The sequence below is a fragment of the Bradyrhizobium brasilense genome, assembly GCF_029714345.1.
GTDB classification, from domain to species: Bacteria; Pseudomonadota; Alphaproteobacteria; order Rhizobiales; family Xanthobacteraceae; genus Bradyrhizobium; species Bradyrhizobium australafricanum.
In genome coordinates this window covers 7,443,362-7,459,216 of the sequence record NZ_CP121669.1, presented here as the reverse complement: position 1 = coordinate 7,459,216, position 15,855 = coordinate 7,443,362, and the positions used below count along the sequence as shown (strand labels likewise).

Genomic DNA, 15,855 nt, shown 5'->3' with positions numbered 1-15,855 from the left:
GAGGCGGATCTTCCCCACGGTCCGCACGTCGATCTTCAGCCGGGTCTTCGGGCCAAAGGGTCGGGTCCAGCGACGGTGCGAGACGAATGAAGCCCTCTTCTCTGCGTTCGGCTGTGTGAGGCACTCCAAGAAAGATTGAAAACCTTTGTGAGGTGGTCCTTGCTGGGCCTCACTCCGCTGCGCGTCAGCATATCGATCTGAGCCTGTGGCTGTTTAGCCAATGAAAACCCAGTAATCCTTGGCGAGACGTCCGTCCAGCATACGCAACTCGAAACGTTCTGGTGGTGCGGCTTCGGAAGGACCTGGCTCGGACGGCCCGGCCTGCAATGGTCCGGCGTACGATGGCCCTGCAAGCGATAGCCCGGCATGCGAAGGCTCGGCATGCCACGGCCCGACGTGCGAAGGGCCTGCATCCACATCCTGCCATATCAGATTCTGATCGACACCAGGATGAGCCTCGATCGCCTGAGCGATCGTCTGGTGGGAGGGATACTGCGGGGGCTTTCCGGTTCTGGCGCGGCGTGCAGCCGGCGTATGCGCATCATCTTCCCAACCCAAGTCGGGCGATGGATGCGCTAAATCCAGGTACGGCGAATAGGGATGGCCTGCGTCCAAATATGGCGAATAGGCATCACCCTGCGGACCGGCGGGGCGGCATGTTGTTGCGGAGCACTAGGGCGCTGGCGGAGTTCATGTCTAGGACCGTCCGGGCGTTCCCTATTCGCTGGCACGTCAGACCCCAATCCAGTGCGACTTACTCGGAGCCAGAAGCGTCCGCAGAAGACGCCTCCACGCCCGGCGAGATCATCCCGGAATGGTGGCGAAATCATCTCGGAATGCGCAGGCCGCAGCGCGTCGGTACACGCGCGCGAGATCGTTCGAATTCGCAGTTTCGCTGCCATGGGATGTTGGGCGCATCGAAACGAAGAACTCGGGGACTCCCAGCCCAAGCGCGTTCTTCAGTCACTTTGAGGGTGATAGATGAGATAAACGACGTGGCCGGACCCCAAGATCGCGTTACTTTGCCTGCTCCTCAACTCGGCCGTGTAGAGCTCACCGTTTATGGTGAACTGTATGCGCCGGTTCTGCGGGGTCGGAAGTAGATTCCACGTGTTCAGTATGTACATCATGCCGCTGTGCGAGACCTCTCGGCCCTGGCCTTGATTGTCCCAGCGGCTGTGGTTCCAATCGTCGCCGAGAAAAGGTCCGATATCCGGTAACTCCGCTCCGCGGCGATAGGCCTCTGATGATCCGGGAGACGACGAGCCGGCGCCCCGCACCGGCTGAGCATGGTCACGCAACTCGAACCGTGTGATTGGATTGATATCAACCAGTGATTCAACACTGTTATAAATATCTGAGGGAGCGCTGGCTGACGACGATGACGCGGGCTCGTGGAGCGGCTGACGGGATCTCCGGAATTCACTCATCTGGCTAGCGCGCGGATGATGGACGAGTTGAACGTCCCTGCGTCCACCCGGTCCCAATGTGGCCGAGTAAAGCTGACTCTCGATGGTGAACTGTGCTGGGCCGAACTGATTCGGCAAGAGACCGACGTTACCGAGTATGTCGATCAGGGCGTCCGAGGCAGGTTGGGAACGGTGGCGCCAGTTGTCGACCATATGTCCGATTTCCGGTAGCTCTTGAGGGGGCAGTGATGGTCCGATGAACGACGGGGGTCTTGCGATACCACGCGCCGGCGCAGAGCGCGCATAGTCACGCAACTCAGACACTGTGGATGCATTCGGATGAGGCACTGGCTCAACGCCACCGTAGATATTTGACGCCGCAGCCCTGGTAGACGACCGTGGCTCGGGTTGTTGCACCTGTTCGCTAAGCCAGTTCGAATAGCTGGGCCGCGAGCCAGGATGCGGCGTAGGCGACGTCGGAGTGGGTTCTTGCATCTGCTCTCTGAAGCAATCCCAAGCTCCCGTGCTCGGGGTAGCCGGCGTTGCCGGAAGCTCCCGATACGAGCTGGGTTGCGGGCCACGATGTGGTGTGGACGACGGAGTGGGTTCTTGCATCGCTTCCCTAAACCAATCCCAGGCCCCCGCGCTCGGGGTGGCTGGCGTTGCCGGAAGCTCCTGATACGAGCTGGGCTGCAGGCCACGGTGTGGTGCGGACAATGACGGAGCTGGTTGTTGCATCACTTCCCTAAACCAATCCCACGCTCCCTCGCTCGGGGTAGCGGGCGTTGCCGGAAGCTCATGAAGCGAACTCGGCTGCGGAGCGGCTTGCCCGGCGAGCGAGCCGGCTTGTCCCGGTGGACCCAACCCCAGCGCTCGGTTCGCCTCGACAGCTTGTTGATATTGCCAGAGCCTTGGCAACGCCGTCCTGAGAAGATTCCGCAAGCGAACGTCATCGCCCGCAAACTCGTCGGCCTCGGCACGTAAAGCCTCTAGATTCTCAATCCGACCGGTGATTGGGGGCTTCTGTGTCGCCTGAAGCCAGGCGCTGAACTGGCGAAGTGCCCACAGGTTCACCCCGATTTTCGGGGCCACTTCGTTGAAGCCGAGAAAAAGCGCCTCGTCATCCGCGCTGGCGGAAACTTCCTGAGGCGGGAACGGCTGGGGCACGTTGGCGCGTTGTCGGTAGTTCTGAAGAAGATTCCACGCGCGTGGAAACTCTCTAAGATAGGAGCCCTTCCCAGAGTTAATATAGCGGTCTCGCTTCTCGGGATCAGCCTGAGTAATACTTACCCCGCGCTTGTTGAGCCACCTACCGAAGCTGTTAAGAGCCCTACGGTACTCCTGCATGGTTACCGGCGCAAAGCCGCGCTTAACGCCTTCGTCACACGCAGCGTTGATGAGCGCCTCGTCTTCGGGGAAGAGAGCCTCGACCCGCCGACCGCCCGGCGGCAATGTCATCACCGACGCTCCGACTGCGGTGACCGGAGCCTCGACTGGCCGGCCGCCTCGCGTCAACGTTGTCACCGGCGCTCCGACTACGAATTGCTCGAGCCTTGTCAACGCTGCCTCGATACGAGCGCCCAAGTGAACAACATTGGCCGCAAACTCGTTCCCCTCGGCACGCAATGCTTGAAGATTCTGTAGTTGGCTGCTGATTGGTGGCTTCTGCTTCGCCTGAAGCCAGGCGCTGAAGTTGCGCAGTACCTCTAGATCCCTCCGGATCGTGCGATCGCTTGGCCCGCTTTTCTTGGCTTCCTCGCGGATAGTGCCATCGCTGGCTCGGCGTTTCTTTGATGCCTCGCGGAATCTAGAAAAAAGCTCCTCGTCCGGGCCTTCGTTCTCGCGGCTTCGCTTGGACGGCCCTTCAGTCGAACGGCCGAAGGGAGTATGGGGTATGTCCAAGCTTTGGCGCGTGCTGCTGAATGAGTGGCCCTGAATGGACGGCACCTGCATCGAACCGCCGACATCAGTGCGCCGAATCGCTTCACCGCCGTCTGCGGTTTGCCTATCAGGCGAACCCGCTTCTGCGGAGCGCTCATAAAACGCACTGTGTTGCAGCTCGCTCAGCTGCTGCTCAAACCTCGCTTGCTGGCTCGTATTGCCCGGTTCTTGCTCCTGCTGCTCCAGCGGGGCGTTGTACGCCTGAAACTCACCAGGGCTGAATGGGTTGATGTTGTTTCGGTCCACTCTAATCGTCCTTGAGAATGTCGATTGTGCGCAAATCCGCCACTCGGACGTGTGCACGGCTCAAGGCGAGGGAGGTTTCAGCAGCAAAGCTCGTTTGTCCACTCGAAACAGCAACAAACAAGAAGTTGGCGCAGCTGCAAGCCGCGATCCTCCGGTTAATCGAGCCCGCCCGACCACACGAACCGCGCGCTGCCACGTCCATTCCATTTGCGCTCGCTAGGCGGCCTCGCCCTCGAGGATCCGGTTCTCATTTTAGGATGGTTAGCTTTCTAGAAGCTGAGGAGTTATCAGGATAATTCAATTGTGCGGTTCTGCTTCGTCTGTACTGAAGAGCAGTGACACCGAAAGGCATAACGGTTTACCCGCGACGAGCCAATGCTACTCGACGATGGGCCAATGCGCGATTATCTCGCCTGGCGACATATCTATGACGGGAGCTCGCTTTATCGATCAAGCTCCATCACCAATGGGCGCACCAAGTAAGTGTCGCGTCCTTGGACGCACCAAAGGCGATCTTTAGCGCGCCGATGCTGATGGTGGCTTTGGGCAAAACTGGCTGGTATCACTCGGTCCGAACCATCCAAACCAAGTTGCGGGCGCAGGAGTTTTCCTTTGCACCGGGGCACTCACGGCGTTTGGGACGCTGCTCTCGCTGCCTTCGGCACCTTATAGCTACACGATTTGATCAGGACCTGTCTGCCGCACTGCTGGAATTCGGCAACAACCTCAATATCAGAGTAAACGTCAGCGCCGAGGTGAACGGGCAGATTAGTGGGCGCATCCAGATCTGCCACCGCGCAAGTTCCTCGAGCCTTTGACCAACCTCTACAATCTTCAATGGTACTACGATGGGCTCGTGCTGCATGTATCTGCTGCAAATGAGGCGCAAAGTCGTCTGCTTGTGTTGAAACCGATCAGCTTCGATGCATTCAAAGCGGCCCTCGATGCACTCAACATCTCCGACGAGCGCTATCTTGTGAGAACGTCACCAGGAGATGGCCTCGTCCTGGTTTCTGGTCCACCATGTTCATCGCGCTCTTGGACCAGAGCTAGACGGCCTTGTAGCGGAGGCGCAGACGCGGCCGCACGCGGCCGTCTGAAAGCAGTTCGCGGGAGTCGGTCCTGAAGTTTTTTCGTGGCTCCTCAACCAAGGTCGTTCGCGACGGACGGCCGGAAGCTCCCTATTCTTCCGACGAGCCGCGTCAGGACAGCATCGTGCGCGAGCCTGCGCCAAGCAGAGATGAATTGAAAATGCGCAGCAGCTTTCGGCGCAGGTCAATGCCTTCTCCATTGGCTCATTGCGAATTCTTTTGATGCTCGTCAGCTTCTCGAAAGCTAACTCTCTTAGCATGAGAGAGCGGGATGTCTAGAGGGCGATACCGCCTATCCATCTTAATGGAGATGCACGTCGAGCACCCGATGCTCTGCCGGTAGCTCGGAGGCTGCACTCCACACGAGCCTTCGAAACGGTTCTCTGGAGGTCGCAATGCAAATGGCCTTCGTCGAACTTATGGCTCGAGCCAAACTTTCAAAGGAGGAACAGGATGGATTTCAACTCAATCAGTCCAACGAACACAAGCCCGCAGCCCGATTCACCATCAGCGCCTGCGGGTCCAGCGGGCTTTGAGCACCAGCTGCGCGAAGTCGAAGATAGTGCTCTGCCACCTGCTGCGGGATCTCCCGTGCAGCAGGGCAAAGCCTACTCGCCATATCTGGACGCCCGGCATCCCTATTCGCAATATTTGGAGTCGGGGCATCCCTATTCATCACCGTTGGATCGGGACGATGATCTATATGCGCCGGCTGCGCGCTCCCCCGGGCCATTGGTGGCCGCCAGAGAAAGCTCTCCGCAGCCCGGCTCGCAGCAGCCGATTGCTCAAGCCATCGCGGAACTCCCAGAGTTTGATCCTGATCTGATTTGGCAGAATGTGGAAGCCGGGCCATCGCATGCTGGACCATCGCAAGCTGGACCTTCGCAAGCCGGGCCGTCCTCGTCCGCCGGGGCTGCGCTGTCGGAGCTTACAAATTTCATTCCCGAGAACGAGCGTCTCATAGCCGACCACTGGGTCTTCGTTCCCCATACGGCGTCGGATGCCCAGATCAACATACTAAGGAGGGCCGGCCTCTTGCCTAGCAATACCTCCCGGACCACAACTTTCACCATGCTAGGTATGCCCCACACAGCCGAATTTCGGCAAGAGGGGTTCGTTCGTATCAAACCGTCGATGGACGCGGGCCCTTGGCCTGGACAATCGCACGGCGACGCGCCCACTGGGTAAGCATTCCATAGCCCAGCCCGCGGAGCGGGCATACTCGCGCCGCCAGCAGACCTTTGCGACGTCGCCGACGGCAGGAGCGCTTGGCGACGTCCTTTCCGGCCGGCGTCGACTATCTTGGCCATCTTGGCCTCCCGCCAAGATGAATGTACTCAATCATTAGTTATGCGTCCTTTCAGAGAATTGGTCAGGCATTGGCGGCTCAACGGAATACCAAGAGGCCACACGACCTCGCTTGCGCCACTGAGCCGCTGCTCAAAGCCGGTCGCGTCCCGTAGACGGTTCCGGTGAGTCGGGCTCTCGGCTCGTATTCAGCCGCAGGGCATGAGCCTTCGTATCGTTCGATCCGCTCCATTATGGGAAAGGAGTGACAGGATGGATTTCAATGCAATCGGTCCAGCGCTCCGACGCAGTTGGTTCGGAGACTCGCGTTGACCCTTAAGCCCTCGAGCTGCCGTCAAAACTGGCGCTTACCAACTTCCGCTCGCGCCTACGGTGGCTGGTTGCCCACGTCCGTTGCGGTCGGTAGCAGGCACCGCCGTCCAGACATCCGCACGTTCATGCTGGGCGCATTAGCTTTCGAAAAGCTGACGATCGGACGGATTTGAGCCAATGCAGATCGGATCGACTTCGGCTTAAGATGTCTCGCATCGGTTGGTCACCTCTGGCCCGTGCCAGCTTCGCGCATGGTGCCGTCCTGGTGCGGCGCGTCGGGCGAATAATGCCCTTCCGGGCGTCCGTCCCGAATAACCACGCTCGAGGAGCCGCGAAACAACATCAAAACCGAATCCCGCGGCGGCCTTTCGGCGGCGGCAGGATTGCGCCGCGCCTGCGCCTCCGCCACAAGGCCCTTCAACGTCTGGTCCACCAGCGCGATGAAGCGTGGCGGGCCCGAAGCCAGGACGAGGCCATCGCCCGGGGCCGGTTTCACGATATAGCGTTCATCGGAGATGTTGAGCGCATCGAGCGCAGTCTTGAACGCATCGAAGCTGATCGGGCTCAACACCACCAGTCGGCTTTGCGCCTCGTGGGCCGCGGATATGTAAAGCACGAGGCCGTCGTAATACCATTGAAGATTGTAAAGGTTGGTCAAACGCTCGAGGAACTCGCGCGGTGGCAGGTCCGGCATCCGTCCGCGAATCCGGCCCTTCACTTCAGTGCTGACATTGACCCTGATATTGAGATTGTTGCCAAACTCCTGCAGGGCGGCAGAAAGGTCCTGATCCAGAACCGTGTAGCTATAAGGGGCCGACGGCAGCGAGAGGGGGGCGCCAAGCGCGCTGACCATTCCAAGACAGATGAAACCTCCGGCGTAAAGAATTCTCTTCAATACGATCGTGGATCGGACAAACATTCCTGAAGGCCTTCTAAGAATTAAACTTGGAATTTCGGTCCAGCCTGGACGCCAAACGTGATCTTTAGATGACGCAAGGCGGCGCATCCTCGTCAGGTTTTCGTCAGCTCACCGCTCTACGATCTTGATCCGTTCAGTGTCAGACAACGCCTGGTTTCATCAACGAGCGCAATGACTCCTTATATGATGTTAGGCGCAACGCCGATCTCACCCAATTCAGCCGACTGTCTTGCCAACGCCTGCTCGCCGGCAGCTCCCGGCGAGCAGGCGCACTTTGAGCAGTCTCTTGCGCAAGCGGCCTCCAATCAGGGGGCCACCTCATCGGTCGCAGATAGAGCCGCCGTCGTTCCGCCCATATCGGAAGTGCAGCGCGCGAACACGCTGGCGAATCCGCCGGGCGATCGCATCCTTCAAGCGCTTTCTACCATGTACCACAGCCATGTCGGTGCTCCGGCCGTCGGCAGTGTGTCGTCTGCGCCGAGCGTCATCCAGCCTGGACCTGCCGCGCAGCCGCTATTGCAGCCGCCCGACATCGGTGCGCATGCGACGGTTAAACCGGTAGCGACAGATTTCGATTCGATGATAGTGAATCTGCGGGATGTCTACCGGGACGTCGTTCAGGTATCACTTGTCTCTAAGAGCACCAGCGCCGTGAGTTCGTCGCTGAACAAGCTGCTATCGGCGGGCTGAATGAAGCTGATGCCTGGTGTGATGTGCAGTGCGGGCAGCGGTAGCCGTCAATCGTGGCGACGGCTTCGCGTTTGCCTTGCTCTACCCCTTCTTGTTCCGTTGATCGGCTGCAAAGCTGATCTCTACAGTAAGATTCAGGAGCGTGAAGCCAATGAGATGCTTGCGCTTCTCCTTGGCAAGGGTGTCGATGCAGTTCGTGTTGTCGCCAAGGATGGGACCAGCACGATCCAGGTCGAGGAAAGGCAGCTCGCCTATTCGATTGACTTGCTGAATGTTGAGGGGCTGCCGCGCCAATCTTTCAAGAATCTTGGCGAGGTGTTCAAGGGGTCGGGCCTCGTTGCCTCGCCGATCGAGGAGCGGGCCCGTTACGTTTATGCCCTCAGCGAAGAATTGTCGCGCACCATTAGCGATATAGATGGCGTCCTTTCCGCCCGGGTCCACGTGGTCCTTCCTAAAAACGATCTGTTGCGGCAAGATGCGACCCCGTCATCAGCGTCGGTTTTCATCCGACATGGCTCCAACGCAAAGCTCTCGGCGCTGTTGCCTCAGATCAAGATGCTCGTAGCCAACAGCATAGAAGGGCTGTCCTACGACAAGGTGGCTGTGGTCTTCGTGCCGGTTGAGCGAACTCCGCTTGAGCAGCCAGCGTCGCCGGCAGCCGCTTCAGCTCAAAGCGCAAAATCTTCTTCAACGCCGTGGCTTTCGCTTGGGGTTGGAGGCGCTGGCGCCGTATTTGTCATTGCATCTTATGTGTTGCTCGGTGGGCGTCTTCGTCAGTTCGGGCAATCATCGCGCAACCTGATCATGTTCAGCAGGCGCTCGAATGTGCCCGCCGTTCAGGCTGCTGATAAAAAGATCATGTCTGATGCGACGTAGCCAGGACGCTCATGTCGGTATCAACGTCTCCCACCGAACCCAATCGTTCGTTCACGCTGGCTTCCGATCGATTGCGCGAGCTTGTTGCCTCGATTCATCCGAGCCGTTTTGCTGCCTGTCTTGATCCGCTGCTGTCGCCTGCCACGTTGCTCCGACTACAACAGTGTTTTAGGCTGCAGCCAAGACTGGCCGCACTGCTGGTCGGCCACGAAGTCGATGTGAGCGGAGCTGGCTGGAACGAGGATCCTTTGCTCGGGCATGATCCGCGGCGGGCTGCCCTGCTCGCCGGCGGTCTCTGGCATGCGCGCTCCGTCCTGAAGCTGGTTTCAAAGCACGATCTATCAATTTTGATCAAAACGATCGGTGCTGAAGCGCATGCTTTCGCCATCCGGCATTTATCCAGTGCGGTCGCAACAACGCCCATTGCCGATCCGGAGCACCTGTTGCGACAGATTGAACATGATGGACATGCCTGTCTTGGCGCCTGGCTCGACGAGGCTCCAGCGCTCGACCGTATCCGCGTGCTACTACGCCTGCCCGTTGGGACCGCTGCTGAGAATCCGGCGGCTGAGCACCGTTGTGCCGCAGGGCCGCTGCTTTCCTTGGTTATGGCCCATTTGCGGGCGGAGGCTGCCACGGTATGACAGTCGACGACCCAGCATTGCCCGTGACCCCGCAGATCTGCCCGCTTGGACCCCTGATCCCGGCAGCCGAGCTCGAGATCTGGCATGACGCCGTAAACGCGCGGGCCGCTGCCGAACGGCACCTGCAGCGTGTTCGCAGCTGGGGACGCAAAGCTTATGAGCGGGAACGGGGGCGCGGCCATGCCGAGGGCGTCAAGGCGGGCGCAGAGGAAATGACACGACTGATTGCGCAGTCTGCGTGTGAAGTCGCGCAGCGAAAGGCCGTTCTGGAGCAGCAATTGCCCGAACTGGTCATTGAGATCGTACGCGATTTGCTTGGCGCCTTTGATCCGGGCGAGATGCTGGTGCGCAGTGTTCGTCACGCGATCGAGCAAAAGTACAAGAACACGGAAGTTTGCCTTCACGTATCGCCCTTAAAGGCCGATCTGCTTGCCAGTGAATTTGCAGCCTACAATGGACAGGATGGCCGGCCCAAGGTCAGGATCGAGCCGGATCCGGCGCTCGCGGCGGACCAATGCGTTTTGTGGAGCGAATTTGGCAATGTCGACCTCGGACTTGCCGCGCAGCTCCGCGCGCTTCGTTTGGGGTTTGGCTTGCCTTCGCACGCAGGTGAGCCATGACCACGCAACGACCGACCCACAATGCTGCTGCTGAAGAAGGGGCCGTCCACGCCGCACTCTCATCCTTGCGATATTCCGCTAAGCATATCGACACGCGTGCCGTCCGCGGTCGGATCACGCGGGCGATCGGTACACTGCTCCATGCCGTCCTGCCGGAGGCCCGGGTTGGGGAACTATGCCTCTTGCAGGATCCCCGCAGCGGATGGTCGCTCGAGGCCGAGGTGATCGGTTTGTTGCCGGACGGGGTGTTACTCACGCCCATCGGTGACATGGTCGGCTTGTCCAACCGTGCGGAAGTCGTCACGACCGGGCGAATGCAGGAAGTGCCGGTCGGCCCCGATTTGCTCGGCCGCGTGATCGACAGTTTCGGTCGTCCGCTCGATGGTAAGGGCCCCATAAAGGCTGGCGAAGTGCGCCCGCTGCGCGGTAAGGCGCCTAACCCCATGAAACGACGCGGTATCGAACAGTCTTTTCCGCTCGGCGTTCGTGTCCTGGATGGGCTCCTGACATGTGGAGAAGGCCAGCGGATCGGAATCTATGGAGACGCCGGTTGCGGCAAGTCGACACTGATGTCGCAGATCGTCAAGGGGGCAGCCGCCGACGTGACGATTGTCGCGTTGATCGGCGAACGCGGCCGAGAGGTGCGTGAATTCATCGAGCGCCATCTTGGCGAAGCGCTCCGCCGCTCGGTCGTCGTTGTTGAGACCTCCGACCGTTCGGCCATGGAGCGGGCTCAGTGCGCCCATATGGCGACGGCGCTGGCCGAATATTTTCGTGATCAAGGGCTGCGCGTCGTTCTGATGATGGATTCCTTGACGCGCTTTAGCCGCGCGATGCGCGAAATCGGCCTTGCCGCAGGAGAGCCTCCGACCCGGCGCGGATTTCCGCCCTCCGTCTTTGCACTGCTGCCGGGCCTGTTGGAGCGCGCCGGCATGGGCGAGCATGGCTCCATCACGGCCTTCTATACCGTGCTTGTCGAAGGTGACGGCACGGGCGACCCAATCGCCGAAGAATCTCGCGGCATTCTTGACGGGCACATCATTCTCTCGCGCGCGTTAGCCTCGCGAGAGCATTTTCCGGCAATCGATGTGCTGTCGAGCCGAAGCCGCGTCATGGATGCCATCGTGTCTGTTCAGCATCGCAAGGCCGCTTCCTTGTTCCGTGATCTGCTCTCGCGCTACGCCGAGGCCGAGTTCTTGATCAAGGTCGGCGAATACAAGCAAGGCTCCGATCCGCTGACCGACCGGGCGATCGCCTCGATCGAGGAGTTGCGCACGTTCCTGCGTCAGGGCCAGGACGAAGCATGCAATTTTGGGGAGACGGTGGCATGGATGTCGCGTCTGACCGCATGAACTGTGTTCATGCGTCGAAATTGCGGCTCGTGAAGGACATGAGGGAGCGGAGTGCCCTTCGTGAGCTGTCCAACATGGAAGCCAAGCGCCGCGTCGTAGATGAAGCTGTCGCACAGGCTTGCGAGCAGCTTGCAAATGCCGAAAGACACCGCGCAAGGGTCGAAGCCGAGCTCTATCGGCAGATGTTATCGGAGAACGCGATATCCGTCAGCGAACTCGAGCGCCGCCATCATCTTATCATCGGCCGACTCGCAGAGGACATCGCGGCAGCCCAGCGGGTTCTTGACGAGGCGCGCTCCGCTCAAGATCAGGTCGAGACTGCAGTCCTTGAGGCGCGGGCGCTTTGGGCCAAACGTTCGGCGGCGTCCCACAAATGGCAAGAGATCGAGCGTGACGTTGAGCGAAGCACCAATGCTCATGTTGAAGCCGCGACGGAAGTCGAAGCCGATGATGAGGTGTTGCTTCGCTACCGCAGAGGCGCGTCCGCCCAAAGGGGAGACGAGCCGAGCTGATGGCCGATACTTCTACCTTAACGCCAGCATGCCGTGAGGAGCAGGCGTCGCCTGCGACGCAGAGGCCGGACAGATCGGTGCCATTCAGAGCGCAGCTGGCCCTTTCGCATGCTGTGGTCTCGTGGCTCAATGAGATCGCGGTTTTCCGCGGACCTCTGCAAAGCCGTCTCGGCGACAAGCCGCTATCGCTGCGTATAAATCGGCTTGTCTGGCAGGTCGAGCCGACTGAGACATCGCTGCTTGATTGTGTCTTTGACGCAGGCGGCGAAATGCTCGTCCTGTCCTTGCCCGTCCCGCTTGCTGAAGCGCTGGTTGCGACCGTACAGAACGGCCTGAGCCTACCTTCCGAGCCGACGCGTTCGCTGGTCCTTGAACTGGCGCTAGAGCCGTTGCTCGCTCCACTGGAGCGACTGATGCAGCGGAATTTGCAGCTTCTCCGCACCGATGAAGCGGCGAAATCAGGTCCATACCTGGAATTCGACGTCGCCTATGGTCAGCTCGCGACTAAGGTTCGCCTGCTTTTATTCTCGTCTCTTGACGCTCTGGTTCCACCAGCGTTCAGCGTCCTGGGCGAACTGCTTGGCCGATTGCCGCGACAGACGCCCAGGCTTCGTTCTGAACTGCCTGTCATTGTCGCAGGCCAGGTTGGCTCGCTCCGCATCACGATCGGCCTTGTTCGTCAGGCACAGCAAGGCGATGCGCTGCTGCCAGACGCTATTCCGCTTGCTCGAGGCCAGGTCATCCTCACTGCGAGCGCATTGTGGGCTCCTGCCGAGATCGCCGGCGAAAGGCTGGTCCTGCGGGGGCCATTTCGCTCGCAATCCCACCCCCTGAAAAGTGGACACATGACGACACAACCCCAAGCACAACAGCTCCCCTCCGAGGCCGATATCGACACTCTCGAGATCACGCTCGTATTCGAATGTGGCCGCTGGCCGATGTCGATTGGAACCTTGCGGAGCATCAACGAAGGCCATGTGTTCGAACTCGGCCGGTCGCTTGACGGCCCCGTCGATATTCTTGCCAATGGGCATCGTATCGGCCGCGGCGATATCGTGCGGATCGGCGAGGAACTTGCCGTCAGGTTACGCGGCAGGTTGGCGGTCAATGACTGAGATTCAACCCAGCGTCCTGGCGCTTCTTGCGATCACGGTCGGCCTCGGCCTGCTGGCGTTCGCAGTCGTTACCACGACCGCTTTCATAAAGGTCTCCGTTGTGCTTTTCCTGGTGCGCAACGCGCTCGGAACCCAATCGATACCGCCCAACATTGTCCTGTATGGGGCGGCACTGATCCTGACGGTCTTCATCAGCGCGCCGGTGTTTGAGCAGACCTACAACCGCCTGACGGATCCGCAACTCCGCTACCAAACGTTCGATGACTGGGTGACGGCCGCCAAGGAGGGGCAGGAGCCGCTGCGCGCCCATCTGAAGAAGTTCACCAATGAAGAGCAACGCCGGTTCTTCCTATCGTCGGCCGAACATGTCTGGTCGGAGGAGATGCGCGGCACAGCCACGGCTGATGATTTTGTGATTCTTGTGCCGTCGTTCCTGATCTCGGAGCTCAAGCGCGGCTTCGAAATCGGCTTTCTTCTCTATCTTCCCTTTATCACCATCGATCTGATCGTCACGACGATTTTGATGGCCATGGGGATGTCGATGGTATCGCCGACAGTAATATCTGTTCCATTCAAGCTCTTTCTATTCGTCACCATCGACGGCTGGTCACGTCTCATGCACGGGCTGGTACTAAGCTACACGACGCCCGGAGGTTGACAATGAACGAAGCCAGCATCCTCATGCACCTGAGCCAATCGCTCGTGCTTTTCATGATCTGGGTTCTGCCGCCGCTCCTCGCAGCTCTGATTTCGGGATTGATCATTGGCCTCATCCAGGCGGCAACCCAGCTCCAGGATCAAACCTTGCCCCTGACGGTGAAGCTTCTGGTCGTCGTCGCCGTGCTCGCCGGCTTCTCTCCTGTGCTCAGTGCACCGCTCATCGAGCAGGCCGAGCGCATTTTCAGCGAGTTTCCTGCACTCACCGCAAGATACTAGCGGGACCTGGATGGCTGGCCTGTCACTCACCGATGCGTACGCTCTCGTGCAGGGCGGCATCGAACTTGTCGCGGCAACTGGCCTAAGCGCGGCCCGCGCCTTAGGCATCATGCTTGTGCTTCCTGTTTTTACGCGGCCGCGTATCAGCGGCCTGATTCGGGGCAGCCTGACGATTGCGATCGGACTACCGTGTCTGGCGCAGATCAAGCTAGGCCTCCAAGCGCTGGACCCGAACACGCGTCTGATCAGCGTCACCATGCTCGGTCTGAAGGAGGTCTTCGTCGGCCTTATGCTCGGTATCCTGCTCAGCATTCCCCTATGGAGTATCCAGGCAGTCGGCGACATCATCGATACCCAGCGAGGAATCTCAAGCCAGGTTGCGGCGGAAGATCCTGCAACGCACAGCCAGGCGTCGGGAACCGGGCTTTTTCTCGGTGTCACTGCAGTCACGATCTTCGTTCTGGTCGGCGGCCTCCGGACCACGGTGAGCAGCCTTTATGGCAGCTATCTGATCTGGCCCGTGTATCAGTTCCTGCCTGCGGTCACGGCACAAGGGGCAATGGAATGCCTCACCCTTCTCGATCATATCATGCTGACGACGCTATTGGTCGCCGGGCCGGTGCTGGCCCTGCTGCTGTTGATCGACGTGTCGGTCATGATGCTCGGCCGCTTTGCATCGCAGCTCAAGCTGAACGATCTTTCGCCTACGATCAAGAATGTCGCCTTCGGCGTCATCATGGTCAGCTACGCCGTCTATCTCCTCGAATATGCGGGAGCTGAAATCCTGACGTCGAACAACGTGCTCGAGCATTTCAAGAAGCTCTTGAAATGAGCGGCACGAGCGAGGAGAAAAAGCTTCCTCCGACACCCAAGAAGCTGCGCGATGCACGCAAGAAGGGGCAGAGCGCGCGCAGTTCGGATTTGGTGAGCGGGGTCAGCGCCTGCGCCGGTCTTTCCTGTCTGTGGTGGAGAGCGGGAGCGATCGAAGACAAGTGGCATGAAACGGTCCGGCTGATCGACAAACTGCAGGACCAGCCTTTCACGAGCGCCGTTCCGCAGGCGCTCAGCGGCCTATTGGAACTCTCGATTGCAGCGGTCGGGCCTTTACTCGCGGTGGCCGTGGCAGCTGCCCTTCTGGCCAATGTCCTGGCCAATGGCGGCTTCATGATTGCTTTGGAGCCACTCAAACCGAAGCTTGAGAAACTGGATCCCATCAAGGGCTTGACGCGGATCGCATCGAAACGATCGGCCATCGAACTTGGCAAGACTCTGGTTAAGGTAGTGCTCCTCGGGACGTGCTTTTTCTTCACCGTGACCGCTAGCTGGAAAGCGCTGGTGTACTTGCCGGTCTGTGGCATGGGCTGTCTCGGATTGGTCTTCACCGAGGTCAAGCTGCTGGCCGGGATTGCCGGCGGGGCGTTTCTCGTCGGCGGATTGACTGATCTTCTGATCCAGCGCTGGTTGTTCCTGCAGGAGATGCGCATGACCGAAACCGAGGCCAAGCGCGAGAACAAGGAACAGCAAGGCAATCCGCAAGTGAAACGCGAACACCGGCGTCTGCGCCAGGAGTCCGCGAACGAGGCTCCCCTTGGCGTTCATCGCGCCAACCTGATCCTAGCGGGATCCACAACCCTGGTTGGGCTGCGCTATGTTCGCGGCGAAACCGGCGTGCCGATCCTGGTCTGCCGTGGCGAGGGCGAAACTGCTTCCAAACTGCTTGGCGAGGCGCGCGCGCTGGGCCTCAAGGTTGTGGATGACGACGTCCTGGCGCGACAGCTGCTCGGCACAGCAAAGCTCGGCAACCCGGTTCCTTCGCAATATTTCGAGGCGGTCGCAAAAGCGCTTTACGCTGGCGGCCTGGTCTAGAGTGCTTCCGGGCGAAGC

General features: G+C 59.7%; 13 protein-coding genes and 1 pseudogene. 12 read left to right on the top strand and 2 right to left on the bottom strand.

Translation table 11 applies throughout. The annotated features are described in order from the left end of the window. Nucleotides 1-959 precede the first annotated feature (959 nt). Nucleotides 960-3,596, bottom strand: coding sequence for a hypothetical protein (locus tag QA635_RS34425; protein WP_283064146.1), 2,637 nt, complete (start codon nucleotides 3,594-3,596; stop codon nucleotides 960-962). Between the two features lie 643 nt (nucleotides 3,597-4,239). Here QA635_RS34425 and QA635_RS41910 point away from each other — a divergent pair. Continuing rightward, nucleotides 4,240-4,826: pseudogene (locus QA635_RS41910) on the top strand (nodulation protein NolW); the annotation flags it as partial. Between the two features lie 1,704 nt (nucleotides 4,827-6,530). Here the strand turns inward: QA635_RS41910 and QA635_RS34415 are convergent. Beyond that, complete coding sequence (locus tag QA635_RS34415; protein WP_283064145.1) at nucleotides 6,531-7,226, bottom strand: secretin N-terminal domain-containing protein; 696 nt, start codon at nucleotides 7,224-7,226, stop codon at nucleotides 6,531-6,533. 171 nt (nucleotides 7,227-7,397) lie between these two features. On the opposite strand from QA635_RS34415, the gene QA635_RS34410 reads away from it, so the two are divergent. From QA635_RS34410 to QA635_RS34360, 11 genes are all read left to right on the top strand, one after another. Beyond that, a complete protein-coding gene (locus QA635_RS34410) occupies nucleotides 7,398-7,916 on the top strand; it encodes a nodulation protein NolB (protein ID WP_283064143.1) in 519 nt (172 codons plus the stop codon). After that, the gene (gene sctJ / locus QA635_RS34405; RefSeq protein WP_283064142.1) at nucleotides 7,917-8,792 is read left to right on the top strand and encodes a type III secretion system inner membrane ring lipoprotein SctJ; all 876 of its coding nucleotides are present in this window, start codon (nucleotides 7,917-7,919) and stop codon (nucleotides 8,790-8,792) included. 11 nt (nucleotides 8,793-8,803) lie between these two features. Next, nucleotides 8,804-9,436 (top strand): nodulation protein NolU, encoded by a 633-nt coding sequence (locus QA635_RS34400; protein WP_283064140.1) that lies wholly within the window; start codon nucleotides 8,804-8,806, stop codon nucleotides 9,434-9,436. Next, the gene (sctL, locus tag QA635_RS34395; protein WP_283064137.1) at nucleotides 9,433-10,056 is read left to right on the top strand and encodes a type III secretion system stator protein SctL; all 624 of its coding nucleotides are present in this window, start codon (nucleotides 9,433-9,435) and stop codon (nucleotides 10,054-10,056) included. The genes QA635_RS34400 and sctL overlap by 4 nt, the downstream gene beginning before the upstream one ends. After that, nucleotides 10,053-11,408 (top strand): type III secretion system ATPase SctN, encoded by a 1,356-nt coding sequence (gene sctN, locus QA635_RS34390; protein ID WP_283064135.1) that lies wholly within the window; start codon nucleotides 10,053-10,055, stop codon nucleotides 11,406-11,408. The genes sctL and sctN overlap by 4 nt, the downstream gene beginning before the upstream one ends. After that, complete coding sequence (locus tag QA635_RS34385) at nucleotides 11,384-11,920, top strand: hypothetical protein (protein WP_283064133.1); 537 nt, start codon at nucleotides 11,384-11,386, stop codon at nucleotides 11,918-11,920. Before sctN ends, QA635_RS34385 begins: the two co-directional genes overlap by 25 nt. 113 nt (nucleotides 11,921-12,033) lie before the next feature. After that, nucleotides 12,034-13,035: a type III secretion system cytoplasmic ring protein SctQ gene (sctQ, locus tag QA635_RS34380; RefSeq protein ID WP_283071987.1), complete on the top strand. Its 1,002-nt coding sequence runs from the start codon at nucleotides 12,034-12,036 to the stop codon at nucleotides 13,033-13,035. Further along, nucleotides 13,028-13,693, top strand: coding sequence for a type III secretion system export apparatus subunit SctR (sctR, locus tag QA635_RS34375; RefSeq protein WP_283064132.1), 666 nt, complete (start codon nucleotides 13,028-13,030; stop codon nucleotides 13,691-13,693). The genes sctQ and sctR overlap by 8 nt, the downstream gene beginning before the upstream one ends. A gap of 2 nt (nucleotides 13,694-13,695) precedes the next feature. Then, nucleotides 13,696-13,971: an EscS/YscS/HrcS family type III secretion system export apparatus protein gene (locus tag QA635_RS34370; RefSeq protein WP_016844749.1), complete on the top strand. Its 276-nt coding sequence runs from the start codon at nucleotides 13,696-13,698 to the stop codon at nucleotides 13,969-13,971. A 10-nt stretch (nucleotides 13,972-13,981) separates the two neighbouring features. Then, nucleotides 13,982-14,803, top strand: coding sequence for a type III secretion system export apparatus subunit SctT (sctT, locus tag QA635_RS34365; RefSeq protein WP_283064124.1), 822 nt, complete (start codon nucleotides 13,982-13,984; stop codon nucleotides 14,801-14,803). Next, nucleotides 14,800-15,837, top strand: coding sequence for an EscU/YscU/HrcU family type III secretion system export apparatus switch protein (locus QA635_RS34360; RefSeq protein ID WP_283064123.1), 1,038 nt, complete (start codon nucleotides 14,800-14,802; stop codon nucleotides 15,835-15,837). The genes sctT and QA635_RS34360 overlap by 4 nt, the downstream gene beginning before the upstream one ends. Nucleotides 15,838-15,855: the final 18 nt, after the last annotated feature.